At 53.3% G+C, this 18,062-nt stretch carries 18 protein-coding genes; 5 read left to right on the forward strand and 13 right to left on the reverse strand.

What is annotated here, in order from left to right:
- The first annotated feature begins 414 nt into the window (after window positions 1-414).
- Entirely contained in the window at window positions 415-1,443 is a 1,029-nt protein-coding gene (locus tag FHS18_RS31485) for a leucine-rich repeat domain-containing protein (RefSeq protein WP_183604368.1), read from the forward strand.
- Between the two features lie 55 nt (window positions 1,444-1,498).
- Here FHS18_RS31485 and FHS18_RS31490 read toward each other — a convergent pair whose 3' ends face one another.
- The 7 genes from FHS18_RS31490 to FHS18_RS31520 form a co-directional block, all read right to left on the reverse strand.
- A complete protein-coding gene (locus FHS18_RS31490; protein ID WP_183604369.1) occupies window positions 1,499-1,735 on the reverse strand; it encodes an aspartyl-phosphate phosphatase Spo0E family protein in 237 nt (78 codons plus the stop codon).
- A 115-nt stretch (window positions 1,736-1,850) separates the two neighbouring features.
- Window positions 1,851-3,068 carry an aminotransferase class I/II-fold pyridoxal phosphate-dependent enzyme gene (locus FHS18_RS31495; protein WP_183604370.1) on the reverse strand — a complete coding sequence of 406 codons (1,218 nt, stop codon included), beginning with the start codon at window positions 3,066-3,068 and terminating at the stop codon, window positions 1,851-1,853.
- Between the two features lie 12 nt (window positions 3,069-3,080).
- Entirely contained in the window at window positions 3,081-3,572 is a 492-nt protein-coding gene (locus FHS18_RS31500; RefSeq protein ID WP_183604371.1) for an Lrp/AsnC family transcriptional regulator, read from the reverse strand.
- 209 nt (window positions 3,573-3,781) lie between these two features.
- Window positions 3,782-4,483: a spore coat protein gene (locus tag FHS18_RS31505; RefSeq protein ID WP_343060764.1), complete on the reverse strand. Its 702-nt coding sequence runs from the start codon at window positions 4,481-4,483 to the stop codon at window positions 3,782-3,784.
- A 31-nt stretch (window positions 4,484-4,514) separates the two neighbouring features.
- A complete protein-coding gene (locus FHS18_RS31510; protein WP_183604372.1) occupies window positions 4,515-4,739 on the reverse strand; it encodes a hypothetical protein in 225 nt (74 codons plus the stop codon).
- A gap of 120 nt (window positions 4,740-4,859) precedes the next feature.
- Window positions 4,860-5,522 (reverse strand): DUF2642 domain-containing protein, encoded by a 663-nt coding sequence (locus FHS18_RS31515; protein WP_183604373.1) that lies wholly within the window; start codon window positions 5,520-5,522, stop codon window positions 4,860-4,862.
- A 90-nt stretch (window positions 5,523-5,612) separates the two neighbouring features.
- A complete protein-coding gene (locus FHS18_RS31520; RefSeq protein ID WP_183604374.1) occupies window positions 5,613-6,581 on the reverse strand; it encodes a hypothetical protein in 969 nt (322 codons plus the stop codon).
- Between the two features lie 387 nt (window positions 6,582-6,968).
- Here FHS18_RS31520 and FHS18_RS31525 point away from each other — a divergent pair, with 387 nt between their 5' ends.
- Window positions 6,969-7,652 (forward strand): hypothetical protein, encoded by a 684-nt coding sequence (locus FHS18_RS31525; RefSeq protein ID WP_183604375.1) that lies wholly within the window; start codon window positions 6,969-6,971, stop codon window positions 7,650-7,652.
- 127 nt (window positions 7,653-7,779) lie between these two features.
- Entirely contained in the window at window positions 7,780-8,850 is a 1,071-nt protein-coding gene (locus FHS18_RS31530; RefSeq protein ID WP_183604376.1) for a CotH kinase family protein, read from the forward strand.
- 52 nt (window positions 8,851-8,902) lie between these two features.
- Here FHS18_RS31530 and cysK read toward each other — a convergent pair whose 3' ends face one another.
- The 5 genes from cysK to FHS18_RS31555 form a co-directional block, all read right to left on the reverse strand.
- Window positions 8,903-9,820 (reverse strand): cysteine synthase A, encoded by a 918-nt coding sequence (gene cysK, locus FHS18_RS31535; protein WP_183604377.1) that lies wholly within the window; start codon window positions 9,818-9,820, stop codon window positions 8,903-8,905.
- Window positions 9,821-9,846: 26 nt separating this feature from the next.
- Window positions 9,847-11,154: an MFS transporter gene (locus FHS18_RS31540; protein ID WP_246428024.1), complete on the reverse strand. Its 1,308-nt coding sequence runs from the start codon at window positions 11,152-11,154 to the stop codon at window positions 9,847-9,849.
- 270 nt (window positions 11,155-11,424) lie between these two features.
- Entirely contained in the window at window positions 11,425-11,994 is a 570-nt protein-coding gene (locus FHS18_RS31545; RefSeq protein ID WP_183604379.1) for a hypothetical protein, read from the reverse strand.
- Between the two features lie 142 nt (window positions 11,995-12,136).
- Window positions 12,137-12,535 (reverse strand): DUF350 domain-containing protein, encoded by a 399-nt coding sequence (locus FHS18_RS31550; RefSeq protein WP_221401544.1) that lies wholly within the window; start codon window positions 12,533-12,535, stop codon window positions 12,137-12,139.
- A 51-nt stretch (window positions 12,536-12,586) separates the two neighbouring features.
- A complete protein-coding gene (locus FHS18_RS31555) occupies window positions 12,587-14,959 on the reverse strand; it encodes an endonuclease MutS2 (RefSeq protein ID WP_183604381.1) in 2,373 nt (790 codons plus the stop codon).
- Between the two features lie 146 nt (window positions 14,960-15,105).
- Between FHS18_RS31555 and FHS18_RS31560 the strand changes: the two genes are divergently transcribed.
- Window positions 15,106-15,471, forward strand: a complete 366-nt coding sequence (locus tag FHS18_RS31560) for a phage holin family protein (RefSeq protein WP_183604382.1) — start codon at window positions 15,106-15,108, stop codon at window positions 15,469-15,471.
- A 207-nt stretch (window positions 15,472-15,678) separates the two neighbouring features.
- Window positions 15,679-16,065 (forward strand): cupredoxin domain-containing protein, encoded by a 387-nt coding sequence (locus FHS18_RS31565; protein WP_183604383.1) that lies wholly within the window; start codon window positions 15,679-15,681, stop codon window positions 16,063-16,065.
- Window positions 16,066-16,209: 144 nt separating this feature from the next.
- Here the strand turns inward: FHS18_RS31565 and FHS18_RS31570 are convergent.
- Window positions 16,210-18,062: coiled-coil domain-containing protein (locus tag FHS18_RS31570; RefSeq protein ID WP_425497318.1), on the reverse strand; the 1,853-nt coding region annotated here is incomplete at its 5' end.

The raw sequence follows: 18,062 nt of genomic DNA on the forward strand, positions 1-18,062 counted from the left end.
GAAGGATTATTTGTTATGCACAAAAATAAGTATACCAATAAAACTCGTACTCACCAAGTCCAAAAGCTTGACAAGTATTAGCTGGTTTTCGGCGGCGGCCCGCTTTTGTCGTTCGGAGGTTAAGCTAGGCCGGGTCGGCCAAGCTAACCTTAGGTACGACAAAGCTCGTCTTTCGAGCTTTGTTCGCGGCTTTGTTGCCTTGGGGAGCAGACCTGTTCAGCTTGAACGTAAGGCAGTTTACGTGCTGACTCTCGCTTGTCGTCCACTTTGTGGACACGCTTAACGTTTGCCCAAAAAGCCCTGCAGATTAGGTTCTGCAGGGCTTTTTGGTATGTTAATAAAGCTGCAACTATAAACCTCCAAACGTCGTCTTACTTAATATGGAAGTCACAAGTGAACAGGAGATTACGCAACATGCAAATGTACACAGACCCGAAAGGCGAGGCCTATCGGCAGGTCATCGACTTGGCCATTCGGAACTCGGAGTTTTTTATTCTAGGCGAGAAATATCACGAGGACCTGGAGCCAGGGCCTTACGCACACGTACTGGAGGCGCTTGAACCTTATTTGGACAAGCGAATCGTTATCGAATCTCATCATCTAACGCAAGATGTGATGGCGCTAAGAAACATCTACCGCAGCCATGCGTTCTATGCCGCGGGAACCTACTATTTCTTTCGATGCTGCGAAGAAAGCGGCGCCGTTCTTAAACAGATGGCAAACCGCCTTGCGGACTGGGTGTATCCCCGCCTGCCGGAAGACCTCTGCTTCCTGAAAGCCGATGGCGAAGATTACTTGTACTCCGTTGTGCATGAAGAGATGTACGGGATGGAAGTAACGGCGGAAGAAGCGATTGCGCTGATGGATCGGATTACGGGGTTGTTTTTGAAAGTAGACGCTCACCGCGACTTGGACCGTCTGTTGGACGATGCCATTAAACACCAGACCGACAAGCTATCCATCAGCGGGCATCGGCTGACGGAGCTGCCTCAGCGGATCCGGGAGCTGAGCGAGCTGCGTGAGCTGCAGATATTCGAACAAGATCTATGCCGTCTCCCCGAAGGGCTATTCGAGTTAAGCAAGCTGGAACGTTTATGTATCATGACCGCTGAATTGGAGAACATTCCTGCCTCCATAGGCAAACTGTCCAACTTAAGACAGCTGACCATCGGATGTGGCAGCTCGGATCGGCCGGTTCCGGGCTGGAAGCCCAAGCCGAAGGAAGCGATCAGCTTGAATCGCATCCCGCCGGAAATCGGCGAATTAGAGAAGCTGGAGCATCTCTCGATACGATATACCTCGATCCATGAGCTGCCGCTCGAGCTCGAGAAGCTGAAGCAGATGCGTACCCTCATCATCAGCAATTGCATGATTAAGCAGAAGCCCGCATTCTTGAGGCGCATGAAGTTGCAGCACCTTACCGTGTCCCCGAATTTCTATTAATTCAGGCCAAAAGGCATAACGAAAGCCGGTCCAAGAGGACCGGCTTTCGTTATGCTTATTGAATGCTGCGAACCTTGAAGCGCATATATTCGTTAATCTTGGTATCTAGTCGTTGACTGATCTCAATTACGACCTCGGAACTAAAGGTCTTCTGCTCCGTGTAGGTCTGCTCCATTATTTGACGCAGCTCGTTAATCTCGTCTTCCAACACGCGAATGGATGAGGAGAATTGTTTCGCTTGCAAGGCGTCCGGTTCGTTACGAAACGTTACACCAAAATCCGCACAAGCCAACGGTCATTCCTCCTTCTGTCACCTAAATCGTTTGCTGGAATGCTTGTGCAATATGGGAATCTAAAATTTTGCTAAAATTATTATAGCAAAGTCTACCAAAAATGAAACTATTATTTTAGATTCCCTTCAATTTGCGAACAAACTGACCGATTCTGTCGATCGCTTCGGTCAAATTGGCGATCGAGCTGGCATAGGAACAGCGCAAATGCCCTTCGCCGCCCATTCCGAATACATCGCCAGGCACAGCTGCGACGCTGTGTTCCTGCAGCAGACGAGTAGCGAACTCTTCCGAGGTCAAGCCGGTGGACTTGATCGACGGGAAGGCATAAAAGGCGCCTTGCGGCTCATGACATTCGAGACCGATCTGGCGGAACCCTTGTACCACAATCCGGCGACGCTGGTTGTAAGACTCGACCATCTTGTCTTTCTCTTCCATGCCGTTGCGCAGCGCCTCGAGAGCAGCTACCTGCCCCATGATTGGCGCACACATAATGGTGTACTGATGGATCTTCAGCATGGCGCCGATGAGCTCAGGATGTCCGCATGCATACCCCATCCGCCAACCGGTCATCGCGAACGCTTTGGAGAAACCGCTGACGAGAATCGTCCGATCCTTCATCCCCGGCATAGCCGCGAAGCTGACATGCTTGGAGCCGTAGGTCAATTCCGCATAAATTTCGTCCGAGATCACGATCAGATCGTTCTCTTCCACGAACTTCGCAATCGGCAGCCAATCCTCATAGGTCATGATACCGCCCGTCGGATTGCTCGGATAACAGAGAATAAGCACCTTCGACTTCGGCGTGACCACCTTACGCAGCGATTCCACCTTCAGCTTGAAGTTGTCTTCCGCGAAGGTCTCTACGCCTACCGCAACTCCGCCGCTCAGCGTCGTGATCGGCGAATAGGTAATGTAACAAGGCTCCGGCACAAGGATCTCGTCTCCTGGCGTAATCAGTGCACGCAGCGCCAGGTCGATCGCTTCGCTGCCGCCTACCGTAACCAGAATCTCGGAGGCCGGATCGTATGCGACATTGAAGCTGTCGTCCAAATAACGGCCGATCTCCTCGCGCAATTCCGGCATGCCTGCATTGGACGTATATTGGGTCTTGCCACGCTCAAGGGCATATACACAAGCTTCACGCACATGCCAAGGCGTTACGAAGTCCGGCTCGCCCACGCCAAGCGTAATAATATCTTTGCGGCCTGCCGCCAAGTCAAAAAACCGGCGAATGCCCGATGGCTTCATCTCTCTTGCGCCCGGCGCCAAATAATCGTTCATCGAAGAACGCTGAGGCTTCACTTGCTGCTGTATCTCTTCGTCTTTAATCATGGCTCATCACCCTCACGGCGAGACAAGAAGACGATGGTCGTCCTCATGTTCCTCGAAGATTATACCGTCCTGTTTGTACTTCTTCAGAATGAAGAAGGTTTTGGTCGACAGGACCGCATCGATCGGCGAAAGCTTATTCGAGACGAAGGAAGCGACTTCCTTCAGCGTCTTGCCCTCAACTTCGACCAGCAGGTCATATGCGCCAGACATCAGATAGACGGATTTCACTTCCGGATATAAGTAGATCCGTTCCGCAATGCCCTCGAAGCCGCGGCCGCGTTCCGGTGTAATTTGTACCTCGATCAGCGCAGTCACTTTCTCGTCGTCCACTTTACTCCAGTTCACAACGGTCGCGTATTTGACGATGACGTGCTCCTCTTCCATCTCCGCGATCGCCGCCTTCACTTCCTCTACCGCCACATCCAGCATCGTCGCGATCAAATCCGCGCTGCGGCGCGCATCCTCTTTCAGGAGTTCCAAAATCTTCATCTTCAGCTCACTCATCGTCAATACCTCCACGTTGCCCTGCCCCATAAGCGTTGTAGGCTTGATGGCGGGGCGAATTTTACAACCTTACGTCAATAAGTAATAAATTCTATATTACAACGAATACAAGCATCCTGCAAAGTAGGAATAAGGGCGGATTATGCTAGGATTCAACATTCGAATAAGGTCTATGAAATTCGAAAGAGCCCCTTCCAGGGGCCCTGCGGTTAAGAAAAATAGTTTCGTTGATTCGACGGCGATTGGTGAATCGGCTGCAGCGGCTGGAAGTTGTTGTCCTGGCTCTGCTGGATCGAACGCGAATCGTTCTGATGCGCGTGCGTCTGATGCTGCTGGTGCAGCGCATTTTGCTTGAATTGGTTTTGCTGTTGGAATTGAGCTTGATTCGGCTGGAACTGATTGTGGATCGCGTGCTGTTGGTGATTGCTCTGATAAGCGCTCGCAGGGGTCGGGAGCTGGTTCTGTTGGAAATTCTGGTTCTGTTGGAAGTTCTGGTTTTGCTGGAAGCTTTGGAATTGCTGCTGCTGGATCGGCTGCTGCGTTTGTTGCGCGCTGATCGATGCGCTCGACTGGACGCCGACCTTCTGAAGAAGCTGCTCGATTTTTTGCTGGGTTTGCTGCTGCTTCTGCAGCTGCTTGTCCAGATCTTGGCGCAGCGCAGCCGACGGTTTCTCGTACAAGCCGTTCTGGCTCATCGCGTTATACAGCTCGCCTTGCAGACGAAGCGTATTGTTGAGCAGCGTCGTGAACGTTTGGCGAATGAGCTGGCTATTGGATTCCGTTGCCGCAGTCGCATATTCCCGCGAGACCCGCTTCAGGTCAGCCAGGATCGTGTAGGCCAGGTCCTCTTCAGCGAGCAGATGCGTATGCGATGCCTGCGATTGGGACTGCCCTATATTTTGTTGATACACGTGGATTCCTCCTGTTCGAAGATAGCTGCCGTTAGCCTTGCGGCTGGGACGGCGCCAGTTGCTGATGCTGAGCAAATAAATTGTTCAACGTTTGAATATGCTGCTGATGCTGAGAGATCGCCTGTGAATACAGCTGCTTGAGCTGTTGGTTGCTCGTCGAAGACGCAGTGATCGCATTTTGCTTAAGCAGCAGATCTTCATTGGAGATCGAGTCGGCGATATACTCCAATTCTTTCCCGGACATAGGTTGCAACATGAATGGATTCCCTCCTTGGCTGCCATAATTTTGAACCTTAGCTAGTATGGACCTGGTTTGCGAAAAATATGTATCCGAGCATTCCTTGTCGCGACAAAGAAGACTCGGGATAAAGCCGTCTTAAGGCAGATGCACCGTTTTGATATGGTTAAGATGAAGGAATGCCGGACTGCCGCCTGCGGTGGCCAGCTCGATTATATTCTGATCGATGCCCTTGAGCACGCCGATCTTGCTCGGATTCTCCCCGAGATCGAAGATGACGAATTCGCCCACAAGCTTCTGCAATTGCTGGTCGAATGAGCGCGCGAATGTAAGCGGCGACGGCTTGAGCGGGAATTGCTCGGGCGTTAACGTATATGGCGTAACGTTGGGGTTATAGGGGATCAAATATTTCAAATGCTGCAGAGAGACGATGACCGAATGATAGACCGGCGAATAAAACACGAAGAAATCGTTCATCACGCTGTTGACATAGCCATGGATGGATTGATTCCCGGTAATATAGAGCTCGGAGAACATGCCCTTAGCATTCATTAGAATTTTGCGATATGAGATCTGGTCGCTCATGGACTCGTAGGGCATCTCCGGCACATCAATGACATTGTCCGATTGGATAAGTCTTAGCTGCTGCAAATGAAGCAGCGGTACGTAGAGAAAATGGACGCCATTATACAGCACCAGAATATCCTGACCGACATCGACGAGTTTCCCGCTGACAGCAGCCTGCTTACCCGATAGCTCCAATTCAACTTCATGGCCTAGTAAGGGGCGAAGATTTTTCATGATCCGCCCTCCTCTCGCTTGGGATCATGGATAAAAGCAGGCTGAGGCGGAAGCAGCATACGCTCCTGCCCCCAGCCTGCTTGAACGGATTTACAGGTACGTTCTGCCTTTATTGTCTTTACCGTATTTGTTGCCGTTCTTGTTGCCGGATTTATGCGATTTACTGCCTTCTTGATGGCCAGTCGATTTCTTGCCATACGATTTGGAGCCATTCGTTTTGCCATGTTCGGACTTGGAACCGCCCGATTTGCTGCCGTAACCGTTGGATTTACCGCCTTTTTGTCCACCGGATTTGCTGTCGTTGTGACCGCCGGATTTACCGCCTTTTTGGCCGCCGGATTTGTTGCCGCTCTGACCGCCGGATTTGCCGCCTTTTTGTCCGCCGGATTTGTTGCCGCTCTGACCGCCGGATTTGCTGCCATTTTGTCCGCCGGATTTATTGCCGTTCTGGCCACCGGATTTGCTGCCGTTTTGTCCGCCTTTTTGTCCACCGGATTTGTTGCCGCCGTTAACGAATTTCCCTGCTTTTCTAACGGTTTTGATGTGGAACAGCGGGATGCGCATAATATCCGGGCCTACAACGAGCAGCACCGAATCCGAGCTAACCTCCGCGATGAAGCCTTCGACTTTCTCCGGTCCGCCCCAGTTGAGCTGTACGAACGACTTCGTCAGTTGGCTCAGCACGCCGTTGAAGTTTGCCGCTTTGATATATTTTGTTGCGACGTGCGCGCCTTTGCTCGTGTCGCCCGACATTTCCGTTAAGCTTTTAATATGGGAGTAGTTGATATAAGCAAGGCCGGCTGTCGTATTGAGCACGACATAGTCGCTCTCAGCGCCGACAAGCTCGCCCTCGAAGGAATCCGGGCCGCCTTTATTGATTTTGATCGTTTTGCCGACTTGGTTGTTCAGATAGCTATCACGTCCCGGTTTCTTGCCGCTCGACTCGTGTTTGTTTCCCATCGAATGATCTTTCTTGTGGTCGGTTTCTTTCTTTTGATCCTCTTTCTTATAATCCGATTCTTTCTTGTAACCATAATGCGATGGTTTCATATAGCTCATGTCTTGAGCACCTCCGTATTCTTGACCTTTGCATTTGCCGCAAGATTTGTGAGTTTGCCAGTAAGTCATAATTAATTCCCTCCATGTCTAAATGATAGATTTCATCTTGATGCCGCTCTGCTGACCGTACCCAACAGTGATACTGCTCGCATCCTGATCTCTTATTTGTGTGGCCTTCTCCCCCCATTCGCTGCCCCGGTTAAATCTATCATGGGTGTCGATATGTAATATATTTATATGTATCCGGTCACTAGAGGTACTAGATTAGCAACCATTTTCGAGATTTTATACGCAAGTCCATCGCACCCTCTCCCCCTCTATCATAGTTTGATAGGGATCACTGATTAAACACGAAAGTGATCGACAAGCAAATGGGAGGGATTGAGCATGTCGTATTTTGAAGAAGAGAAGAAAGACAAATCCAAAGGCAAGAAAGGTCCGGGTCCAAAAGGCAAAAAATCGAAAGGCCATAAAAGCGGCGGTTCCAAAGGAATGAACTCTTCCCACGGCCAACAAAAATCGAAAGGCTGGGAAAAAGAGAAAGAAAAAGAAGCTTACAGCTCCAAAGGCAACCACTCGCAAGGCATGAAGGAAGCTTATTCGTCGAAAGGCCGCAAAGAAGAAGGGAAAGAAAAAGACTGCAAAGACGAAGGCTACGAGCATAAGAGCTACACGGTGCACAAAAGCTTCACGGAGCATAAAAGCTTCACGGTCCGTAAAAGCGAGGATAAAAAGGGAAAAGACTGGAAGAGCGAAGGCAAGAAAGGTTATGACTGGGGCAAAGACGATCATAAGAAAGACGATCATAAGAAAGACGATCACAAAAGCTATGGCAAGAAGAGTGAAGGTAAGAAAAGCGAAGGCAAGAAAAGCCAAGGCTACCTGAGCCAAGGCGCGAAAAGCGAAGGTAAGAAAGAAGAAGGCAAAAAAAGCCATGGCTACTTCAGCTATGGCGTGAAAAGCGAAGGCAAGAAAGAAGAAGGCAAGAAAAGCCATGGCTACTTCAGCTATGGCGTGAAAAGCGAAGGTAAAAAAGAAGAAGGCAAAAAAAGCCAAGGCTATCTGGGCTAACTAAGCCGCGGGGCGCATTTCCCCGCTGCTTTCAAGCTCACCTTTTTCCCGCACGCGCATAAGGTAAATAAGCAGAAGCCTATCGGATACCGATAGGCTTTACTTTTTGCCCTGGAGAGGTGATCAGATGGCTGCATACGGATTACCCGTCCGTTCCATCACCATCAAGCCTGCCGATATGGCGGAGCTCCTGCATAACGTGTGGAGCGACCGTTTCGTCCCTGTTAAGCTCACGATCGACGGGGAGACCGTTCAAGCGGAAGCGCGGATACGCGGCGGCCATACCCGCAATTATTTGAAGAAGTCGTATGAGATTCGATACGGCAACCGCACTTTGCATATGAATACGGAATTCGACGACCCCTCGATGATTCGCAATGCGCTTTCGTTTCATTTCTTCAATCAGATCGGCGTTCCGGCCCCCGCGACCAAGCATGTCTGGCTGGAGTGGAACGGCGAGCCGCATGGCGTTTATTTGGAGATTGAAGCGGTCGACCAACTCTTTTTCAAAAAACGGCGGATTCAAGCCGCTTCGCTCGTCTATGCGATCAACGACAATGCCGACTTCTCCTTATTGGATCAGGAGACGAAGCAATCGAAGAGCACGCTGTTCTCGGGCTACCAGCTGATGAAAGGCACCGACTCCGTCAAGAAGCAGCTCGGCCAGTTCATTTCGACGGTGAATCGCCCAGCCACCAAGGTGCTGCGCACGTATTTGAGCAAACGGTTGGATATTAACCAGTACTTGCGATGGCTCGCTGGCGCCGTCTTGACCAACAACTACGACGGGTTCGACCAGAATTACGCGCTCTACGTCCACTCCCCGACCAACCGCTATCGCATCATTCCGTGGGACTATGAAGGTACATGGGGGCGTAATTGTTACGGGCGGTTGTGCGAAAGCGATCTGGTCCCCGTACGCGGAATGAATAAGCTGACCGGGAAGCTGATGAAATACCGGTCGATTCGGGTTCGGTATCGCAGTCTGCTGAAGGAACTGCTCGCGGACGCATTCACGATTGAACGGATCGAGCCTGTAGCCAAGCAGATGATGACTCAGATCGATCCGGCCATCCGGGACGATTTTACGCGCAAATGGCCTTACGGCACGTTCCAAGAGGAGTTGGATGTCATCCGCACGTTCATTCAGGAACGCCGCGCCATCGTCCAGTCGGAATTAACGAAGTGGAAGGATTGACGAAGAGCCGCGAAGCTAAGTCTCCGCAGCTCTTATCTTCTATCCCTTTGCCTTAGAAAATGTTCATGCTCAAGTACCGCTCGCCGCTATCGGGCGCAATGCACAGAACGCGTTTGCCGGCGCTCAGTCTGCGTGCAAGCTGAAGTGCCGTCCATACCGCCGCAGACGATGAAGGCCCGAGCAGCAGCCCCTCTTGCTTGGCCAAGGCGCGCATCGTATCTAGCGCGTCATCGTCGGACACCTGCACGATCTCGTCATAGACCGACGTGCTCAGAATCGACGGGACGAAACCCGGGCTCGTGCCGACCAGCTTATGCGGACCAGGCTGACCGCCGGACAGCACAGGCGAACCTTGCGGCTCTACGACGGTTACATGCAGACCAGGAATCGCCGCCTTGAGCGTTTCTCCGGTACCTGTAATCGTACCCCCGGTTCCCGATGTCGCGACGAATGCGTCCAGCCTTCCTCCGGTCTGCTCGATGATCTCAAGCGCCGTCGTCGTCCGATGAATATCTGGATTGGCATGGTTATCGAACTGGTTCGGAATGAAGCTGCCCGCTATGCCGGCTTGAAGCTCCCGGGCTTTGGCGATCGCGCCAGGCATCCGTTCCGCTGCCGGCGTAAGCACGACTTCTGCGCCGTATGCTTTCAGGAGGCCGATTCTCTCCTTGGTCATGTTATCCGGCATGACCAAAATGAGCTTATAACCTTTGACTGCCGCATTCATCGCCAGGCCGATTCCTGTGTTGCCGCTTGTCGGTTCGATAATCGTGGCCCCCGGTGCGAGCAACCCCCGCTGCTCCGCGTCCATTATAAGCGCATAAGCTGCGCGGTCTTTTACGCTGCCGCTCGGATTGAACCGCTCCAGCTTAACGAGCACCTCTGCATCCTCGCTGCCGACAAGCCGCCGCAGTCTGACCGCAGGTGTCTGGCCGATCAGCTCCGCCACATTATTCACAATACGTACCATAATTCGTTTCCCCTCTCCCAATACCCTTACGCGGTGTTTCTAGCCCTCGACAGATACGGCCGGATGAACAGCCAGCCGACGATCGGGAACGCACCGACCACAAACATTAATATAGGCACAGCGTGCGGCATTTCCTTCGAAAACGGCAATACCAGCAAATAGGCGGACAAGCCTAAGATGCGCCCGGTTGTCAGGCCTGCTTCACGGAGTACAATGAATTCCTCGCGCTGCTTGGCGCTTTCATCGTTCTGCCCGATCAGATCGAACACGGTCGAGGTCATCGGTATGATATAGAGCGGCATGAAGATCGCCGTTCCGATGCCGAACATGAGCAGCGTGCCGTACTGAATCGGCCAAAACAACGGGATAATGACAGTCGTTACCGCAATCGTGCCGATGAGCATCGCTATTTTCCGGCGAGCCGGCGTCAGCACTCTGCCGATCAGCCAGAAACTGGCCAACGCGACGAACGAGGTGATCAGCGAGAAATTCCCCACTTTCTGCTCGTTGCTCGTCGAGATGTACACGAGCAAATTAATCAAGAACATGAAGACGCCCTCACGCACCCCTTGCGCCATAATCGCCGGGAACACTCTCCGCCACGCGCTGCCCTTTGTGGACAACTGGCGCACACCGTGCAACCACTCATAACGGCCGATCGGCTCCCGCTTCTTCAACCAGAAGCTAACCGCGACAGCGATTGCAAACATGGCGACCGAGATGGTGAAAATGATGGAATAGCCGCGTTCACCTTGGTTATTCGTAATGATCCAACCCGAGATCCATGGCGATAGAATGCCTGCTCCCGATCCCAGAAACCCTGCCAGCCCGTTGAATCTGTCCCGATTCCCCGGCTCCGTCACTTCGAAATAGACCACGTTGTACGCGATCCAAAATAACCCGAGCGCAATCCCGTTCATTAATCCGAGCGGTATCGCATAGGTTACCGCCTGTCTGCCCATCAGCAGCACGGCCAAATAAAATGCCCCCGACAGCGCCACACCAAGTCGGAGGCAGTGCATCTTGTTATGTTCCTTCACCCATTTGCCGGCGATCCAGAACGTGAGGCCGCTGGTGGCCGTCTGCACCAGATTGAACCATCCGATTAACGCCAACGACTGGCTTGCCTTCCATAAGTAGACCGGAACGAAGGTGCCGGATAAGGCATTGGCAATTCCGAGTAGTCCTTGTACGACGAGCAGCAGCTTCGCCTGACTGTCGAGTGCCCTGCTGTCGTAATTGCGCCCCCCATTCCCCAACGACGACGTACGCAGCTTGCCCCGAGCTTTCGAAGCGATCCAGTTCGACTGAACCGAGTGTTTACCCTGTTCCAAAAGCTTCATCCCTTCTGGCGAAAGCGCCTTACGTATTCCTCATGTAAGGTGCCCCGGTCTGGGGGGGGACATGCTTAGCCGGGGGGATTTACCAGGGGCGGCATCAGGGCGAACCCTTGGTCCCCTTTAAAGGGCGAACCCTAAGCCCTTTGAAAGGCGAACTCTAGGCCCTTTGGAAGGCAAAAGTTTTAAGACCATTTGGTCTCCCCCAAGCCCCTCAACCACAGAGAAGGCTTACTTCTACCTTCGAAGTAAGCCCTCGGTTGTTTATTAGTCGTTTTCCGCTGCTTCGGCCAAAGTCGCGATCATGCGGTCTTGGTCTGCTTTGGACAATTTGTTCTCCATATGGAAGCAAGATGGGCAGACATAGTGCACGATTTGGAACGGTGCGCTGATTAAGGCGCCTTTCAGCAGCTTGGAATACGCCGGCTTGAAGGTTCCCTCGCCGATTGTTTCGACGCCTGCCTCTAGCAGATACTCGCGGCAGACCGGGCATTCCGGCATTTCGAGTTGGGTTTCGAGCAGCCGCTCAACGGTTGCTTGCGCCGCCAGATCGCCGCCGCCCCGGCCCAGATGCGCTACGCCGCGCGACGCGTGGCCATGATCATTCTGATCGTCATCTTCCCATTCTCTGTCGTCAGCATCATGATCGTGGTTGTGCTCATGCTCATCTTCGTCTTCTTCGCCATCTTCGATTTTGTCGATGCCGAGTTGCAGCGTCCGGTAACCGGACAGCTCGTTGCCGCAATAAGGGCAATGTTTCTCCGGACCGATCTCCGGATCCCACATGATTTCCGTATGACACCATGGACATACGACGGTTTCTTCTTGTACGCTCACTTCAATTCCTCCAACTGGCCATGAATAGTCATTTTGCTAAATAGATGACGCCCAGAACTACGAATAATGCGGCTAAAGCCAGTAACGTTCCCCATAAATATTTCATTCGAGATGCAGGCCCTTTCGTCAAAGAAATCAGACGCTACACGACGGTCGCGCCAATAACATAAGAAAGCGAGACGGATATGATCATGGCAATAAATCCGACGGCGCGATTGTCGCGTTCAATCTCTTCATCAATCCGAAACACCGGCGTCAGGAATTCGAACAGAAAATAGGCGGCAAGCAACAGCAGGAAGCCGAAAGTTGCCCAAATCATGCTCTGGTACACGGAATCGGTCGCTTCGATCGAGAAACGGAAAATATTGCAGATTCCGAAGATCTTGCCCCCTGTCGCCATCGCTACCGCCATATTCCCCTTGCGGATTTCCTTCCAGCAATCGTACCTCGTTACGAATTCAAAGAAAAAGAGGAAAACAATTAACGCCAGCACCGCCACGGATACAAAAGCTAATGAAGCTGCATAAGGATTGCTAAGCATTCGGTCAATCTCGTGCTCCACCGCTTGACGCCTCCTCTACCGCAAAGAAGCTTATTTCAGTTCCGCTACCGTTACGCCCGTGCCGCCTTCTCCATAGTTGCCAAGACGATAGCTCTTCACATGCTTGTGCCTGCGCAGGAATTCACTGATTCCGGTACGCAGAATGCCCGTGCCTTTGCCATGAATAATATACACCTGACCGAGGCCGGACAGGAAGGATTCGTCCAGGAAACGATCCACTTCCACAATCGCTTCTTCCAAATTGGCCCCGCGAAGATCGAGTTCCATCCGGACATGTTCGTCGCGCGTCCGTTTCAAGCTTGCCGCTTGTTTGGGCTGCTGCGTCTTGGCCGTCTCGGCGGTCTTCACCAGCTCCAGGTCGGATAAAGCGACCTTCATCTTCATAATCCCCAGCTGCACGAGCGCCTCGCTGCTGCCGCTAAGCTCGACCACATGTCCGCGCTGATTAAGGCTGTAGACCATGACCTCATCGCCGGCGCCGATCTTTTGCGGCTTAGCGGCCTTCGCCTTATTGGCCAGCTTCCCGAGCTTCTTCTGCTCCGGCGCGGCTTCGTCCAGCTTCCGGCGCGCTTCGATAAGTTTATGCTCCTTAACGGAAGCTCCCTCTTCCATGGCCAGCTTCCGAAGGTCCGCGATGATCGTCTCCGCTTCCTTCTTGGCTTTGGAAACGGCCTCTCGCGCTTCTTCATGCGCCTTCTCCAGCAGCCGGTCGCGCTGCTCTTCGAATTTGCGAAGTTCAGCTTCGTGGCGGGCACGCTGCTCTTCCATCTGCTTGCGAAGCGCTTCCGCCGTGCTGCGTTCCGCCTCGGCGCCAAGCCGATCGGCCTCGAGGGAAGCAATCATCGACTCGACCCGCATATCTTCGTCGCTCACTTCGCCGCGCGCATGATCGATTATCGACTTTTGCAACCCTAGACGTTCCGCGATCGCGAACGCATTGCTTCGTCCCGGCACGCCAACGAGCAGCCTGTAGGTCGGGCTGAGCGTCTGAATATCGAATTCCATGCTGGCGTTAATGACGCCTTTGCGGTTATAGGCATAGGCCTTCAGCTCGCTGTAGTGGGTCGTCGCTACGATCCGGCAGCCCAGCTTATGGATATGCTCCAGAATAGCGATCGCAAGCGCCGAACCTTCCGCCGGATCCGTGCCTGCGCCCAGCTCGTCGAGCAGTACCAGACTCTTAGGCGTCATGGTGCGCAGAATGCGGATAATGTTAGTCAGATGGCTGGAGAATGTACTTAAATTCTGCTCGATGCTCTGCTCATCGCCGATATCGGCATAGATCGCGTCGAACACGCAGAGCTGGCTGCCGTCTTCTGCCGGTACGAATAGACCAGACATGGCCATCAGGCTCAGCAAGCCGATCGTCTTCAAGGAAACCGTCTTGCCGCCCGTATTCGGACCCGTGACGATGATCGTCGAATACTGATTGCCCAGCTCGACTTCCAGCGGCACGACATTCTCAGCCGCGATGAGCGGATGCCGGCCTTTGCGTATCTTGAGGAATCCCCTGTCGTTCATGACCGGCAGCGTTCCGTGAATCAGGTGGGCAAGGCGCGCTTTGGCAAAAGCAAAATCCAGCTGACCGAGCACATCCAGATCTAGCAGCAGATCGTCTGCATATTCCGCCGTCTGGGCGGTCAGCATTTGCAGGATCTTCTCGATCTCGCGCGTCTCGGCGGCACGAAGTTCGCGAAGCTTATTATTCATCGCTACAATGGCTTCCGGTTCGATGAACAAGGTAGCACCCGAGCCCGATTGATCATGGATAATGCCGCCAAAGTGGGATCTGTACTCCTGCTTGACCGGAATAACGTAACGATCGCCGCGGATGGTAATAATCGCGTCCTGAAGCATTTTTTGAATGGAGGACGAACGGATCATCTGCTCGAGTTTCTCGCGGATCCGGCCTTCGCCGCCGCGAATCTCCCTGCGGATCGCAGCAAGCTCCGAACTTGCGCTGTCCATCACCTCGCCTTGATCATCGATACATAACAATATCGCATCTTCGAGTGCCTTATGCTCGGTCAGCTGCTCCGCCTGAAAAGCGAGCATCGGGATCGGATCGTCCTCATGCAAATTCAGCACATGGCGCTTCACCCGGCGCGAGCCTCTTATCGTCTCCGCGATCTCGAGCAACTCCGATGGATTCAGCGTGCCGCCGATCTTCGAGCGCAGCAGCGAAGCGCGGATATCGACTACGCCGCCGAAAGGCGCATTGCCTTTAAGCCGATCCGCTTTATAGGCTTCATCCGTCGTCTGCAGAAGCCGCTTCACTTCTTCCAAGTCGGAGCTCGGCTGCAGCGCTTGAGCAACCGCCTTACCAAGCGAGGTGGCCGCATGCTGCGTCAATTTATGTACAATTTTTGCGTATTCGAGTGTTTTTAATATTTTGGTATCCACAATGAGCACAACCCCTCTCGTTCCTTATTATAGCCGAACAAGGCAACGTATGCCATGACGGCCGGTGCATGCATGTCTTGAAGGCATGACGGTCACAATAGTTGTTGCAACGAAACTTTAACAACACCACTTAGGAGGGTTTCGTAATGCATATCTTAGGTCATATCGTCCGCTTTATCGTTGCTGCAATTGTATTAATGGTCGTCGGTTATATTGTGCCTCAATTCAGCGTAGGCGGATTCTGGAGCGCCTTGTTCCTCGCGCTTGTTGTTGCCGCTCTGGGCTGGATTATTGAAGGCATCTTCGGTAAACGGGTTACCCCGTTCGGCCGCGGCATCGTCGGATTCCTCGCCAGCGCCGCCGTCATCTGGGTCGCGCAGTTTATCGTCGGCGGGGTAGCTGTAACGTGGCTAGGCGCCATACTTGCGGCTCTTGTGATCGGGATTATCGATCTGTTCATTCCGGTCAGCACGCCTTATGATGCCGGCCGCCGCGAGACATCCCGGGATTGACGTCCGGAGCGTAATCAGCAGCTCCTAGCGACGTATGAGCCAGGCCTTGCCCTTTAACCGTAAGGGGCGGGGCCTGGTTTGTACGTTTCTGACTGTTCATCAAATGTTCAAACCGGTTCATGACTTAGCCACTGGCATTTTGTCCGATTCACGATATACTTATAAACGGAGAATTCTCCAATCTATGAAACAGGAAGGGGTACCACCTTGCTAAAGAAAACATGGCTAGTCCTCGCAATGGCCGCATTCGTGCTTGTCCTGGCTGCTTGCGGAGCGAAGAACGAGAATGAAGCTGCTCAATCCGCCGGCGTCGAAGAACCGACGACAGCCTCCCGCGAAGTTGTCATTACCGCATCGAACTGGGAGTTCGATCAGGCCGAATATAAGATCAAAAAAGGCGAGTCCGTCAAGCTGACCGTCGAAGCCAAATCCGGCATTCACGGCATTGAGTTCAAGAACCTGGATGTCAATGATATCCGTTCCGGCGATTCCGAGGTCATTACGATCAACGAACCGGGCACCTACGAATTTTACTGTAACATCATGTGCGGAACCGGCCATTCCAAGATGGTCTCGAAGCTCGTCGTCGAATAGTTCCGTCTCCATACAGATGAATAAGCTGACCTTACGCTCTTGGCGAATGGTCAGCTTTTTTGCGTGTTTGCAATGAAGAAAGAGGCTCCCGGTTCGATGAACGGGAAGCCTCCAACCTCTTTATCCAATCATCCATATGATGGTCTAGCTTTCTTCAATAAGCTCGATCCATTCATTGTATTCGGTCTGAAGCTTGGCATATTCGTTCTTCAGCCTCGTATGTTCCGCCTGCAGCTGTTCAAAAGCATGCTGCATGGAATGATCCGTATGCTCATAACCGGTCAACTGAGCTTCCAACTCGCGCACGCGGTTATGGAGCTGCTGTGCTCGCTCAGAAGCTTCCTCAGCTTCCAACTCGGCTTCTTCCACGCGCGATAACAGCGAGACGCTCGATTCCGAGTGGGCAGCCGCCTGGCGCTTGGCCTCTCCCAGCTCGGCTTCGGCCGCACGTTGACGCTGTTCGAGCTCGGTCACTCGCTGCACCGCTTCGGCGAGCGATTGTTCGTAGGCCGCGACTTTGGCTTCCTGCTGTGCGTCGGCTGCTTCACCAGCTTCCTGGATTAGCTGCTCTGCCTCCGATAATTTGCTGCGCAGTTCCCGCTCTCTTACAGCCGATTGTTCCTGCTCAGCGTTTAGCCGTTCACGAATATCGATAAGCTCCCGCACTTGCGCCTCCAACTGTTCGGCTTTTCTTGCTGCCTCAGCTGCTTGCGCCTGCTGGGAACGCAGCTGTTCCGCCTCTTGCTCGGCACGTTCAGCCTGCTGTTTCAGCTGCGCGTATTGACGTTCGCGGTCTTCCGCTTCTTCCTCCTGCTGCAGCAGCTTGAATTCAAGCTCATCAAGCTGATCCCTAAGCTGACGCTCCCGCTGATCCGCATCGGCACGGAGCGCGACAGCAAGCTTGCCTTCCTCTTCCTTCGCTAAGCGCGATGCTTCAAGCGCAGCTTGGAGCTCGGCCAGCTCAGCATGCAGCTCTTCGACCTGGTTGCGCCATTCTTCATGGGCTTGGCTGTACCGCTCCTGCTCCGCTGCTCGAGTCCGTTCCAGCGCTTCTCGCTGGGACTCGAATTCACTTCGAAGTCTGGCCGCCTGCTCATCGTTCTCCGCAATGGCTTCCTCAAGCATCGACCCTGCTGCTTCGCGTTCGCTTGCAAGCAGTCGCTCTGCGGCAGTACGTTCACGCGAGAGCTCCTCGCGAGCAGCATTACGGACCGCTTCCAACTGCGCCTCGTAAGCTATTTTCTCGCGGGCCAATTCTTCTTGAGCCGCTAGCGCAGCTGCTTGCTCGGCATTGGCCTGCGCTAAGGCAGCCGTAAGCTCCGCCTGTGATTCCTGCTTAGAAGCTTCAAGTTCCTCGCGCGCTGCTAAGCGGATGGCTTCCAGTTCAGCAGCGGCTTCATGCTTGGCCGCCTCAAGGAGCTCTTCCGCTTGCCGTTTGGCTTCCTCGAGCGCTGCTTCATGCCTCCGCTTCTCCTGCTCGATTCCGCTTCCGAACGCTTCGCGCACTTGCGCCAACTGCGTTTGGGTTTCTTCTTGCACCTGCTTGAGTGCGGCTTCATGCTCATTCTTCAGCTTGCCGAATTCCACAAGCGCCGTAGCCGCAGCCTCGGAATGAATCTCGTTAGCCAAAGCCAGCTCCAGCTCAAACTCCTCTCGAACACGGGCCAATTCCGCTTCAGCCGCTTGCTTCTCCCGCTCCAGCTGGGCACGGGCAGCCTCGCGCTCGCCATCAAGCCCGATACGGGCCGATTCGCGGGCCAACTCCAACTGCGCTTTGTATTCGTCGCGAACACGTGCCAGTTCGGATTGCGCAGCAGCCTTTTCCTGCTCTTGCTGGGCCGCGAGCGCTTCCTTCTCTTGCAAATGCTGCTCGATCAGCGCTTCCTTTTCCAGCTCGAGTGCAAGGATTGCCTCTTCACTGCTTGCAACTTGCTCGCTCAGCTTGCCTTCGAGCTCGTAGCGCAATGCTGCTAAACGGGCCTCCGCCTCGGCTGCCG

The sequence above is a fragment of the Paenibacillus phyllosphaerae genome (assembly GCF_014192105.1).
GTDB lineage: Bacteria > Bacillota > Bacilli > Paenibacillales > Paenibacillaceae > Paenibacillus_Z > Paenibacillus_Z phyllosphaerae.

Bases quoted from the DNA above. Each gene is read 5' to 3' on its own strand.
- FHS18_RS31485 (WP_183604368.1), top strand. From the start codon at position 415: ATGCAAATGTACACAGACCCGAAAGGCGAGGCCTATCGGCAGGTCATC.
- FHS18_RS31495 (WP_183604370.1), bottom strand. From the start codon at position 3,068: ATGATTAAAGACGAAGAGATACAGCAGCAAGTGAAGCCTCAGCGTTCT.
- FHS18_RS31500 (WP_183604371.1), bottom strand. From the start codon at position 3,572: ATGAGTGAGCTGAAGATGAAGATTTTGGAACTCCTGAAAGAGGATGCG.
- FHS18_RS31510 (WP_183604372.1), bottom strand. From the start codon at position 4,739: ATGTTGCAACCTATGTCCGGGAAAGAATTGGAGTATATCGCCGACTCG.
- FHS18_RS31515 (WP_183604373.1), bottom strand. From the start codon at position 5,522: ATGAAAAATCTTCGCCCCTTACTAGGCCATGAAGTTGAATTGGAGCTA.
- FHS18_RS31520 (WP_183604374.1), bottom strand. From the start codon at position 6,581: ATGAGCTATATGAAACCATCGCATTATGGTTACAAGAAAGAATCGGAT.
- FHS18_RS31525 (WP_183604375.1), top strand. From the start codon at position 6,969: ATGTCGTATTTTGAAGAAGAGAAGAAAGACAAATCCAAAGGCAAGAAA.
- FHS18_RS31530 (WP_183604376.1), top strand. From the start codon at position 7,780: ATGGCTGCATACGGATTACCCGTCCGTTCCATCACCATCAAGCCTGCC.
- cysK (WP_183604377.1), bottom strand. From the start codon at position 9,820: ATGGTACGTATTGTGAATAATGTGGCGGAGCTGATCGGCCAGACACCT.
- FHS18_RS31550 (WP_221401544.1), bottom strand. From the start codon at position 12,535: ATGCTTAGCAATCCTTATGCAGCTTCATTAGCTTTTGTATCCGTGGCG.
- FHS18_RS31560 (WP_183604382.1), top strand. From the start codon at position 15,106: ATGCATATCTTAGGTCATATCGTCCGCTTTATCGTTGCTGCAATTGTA.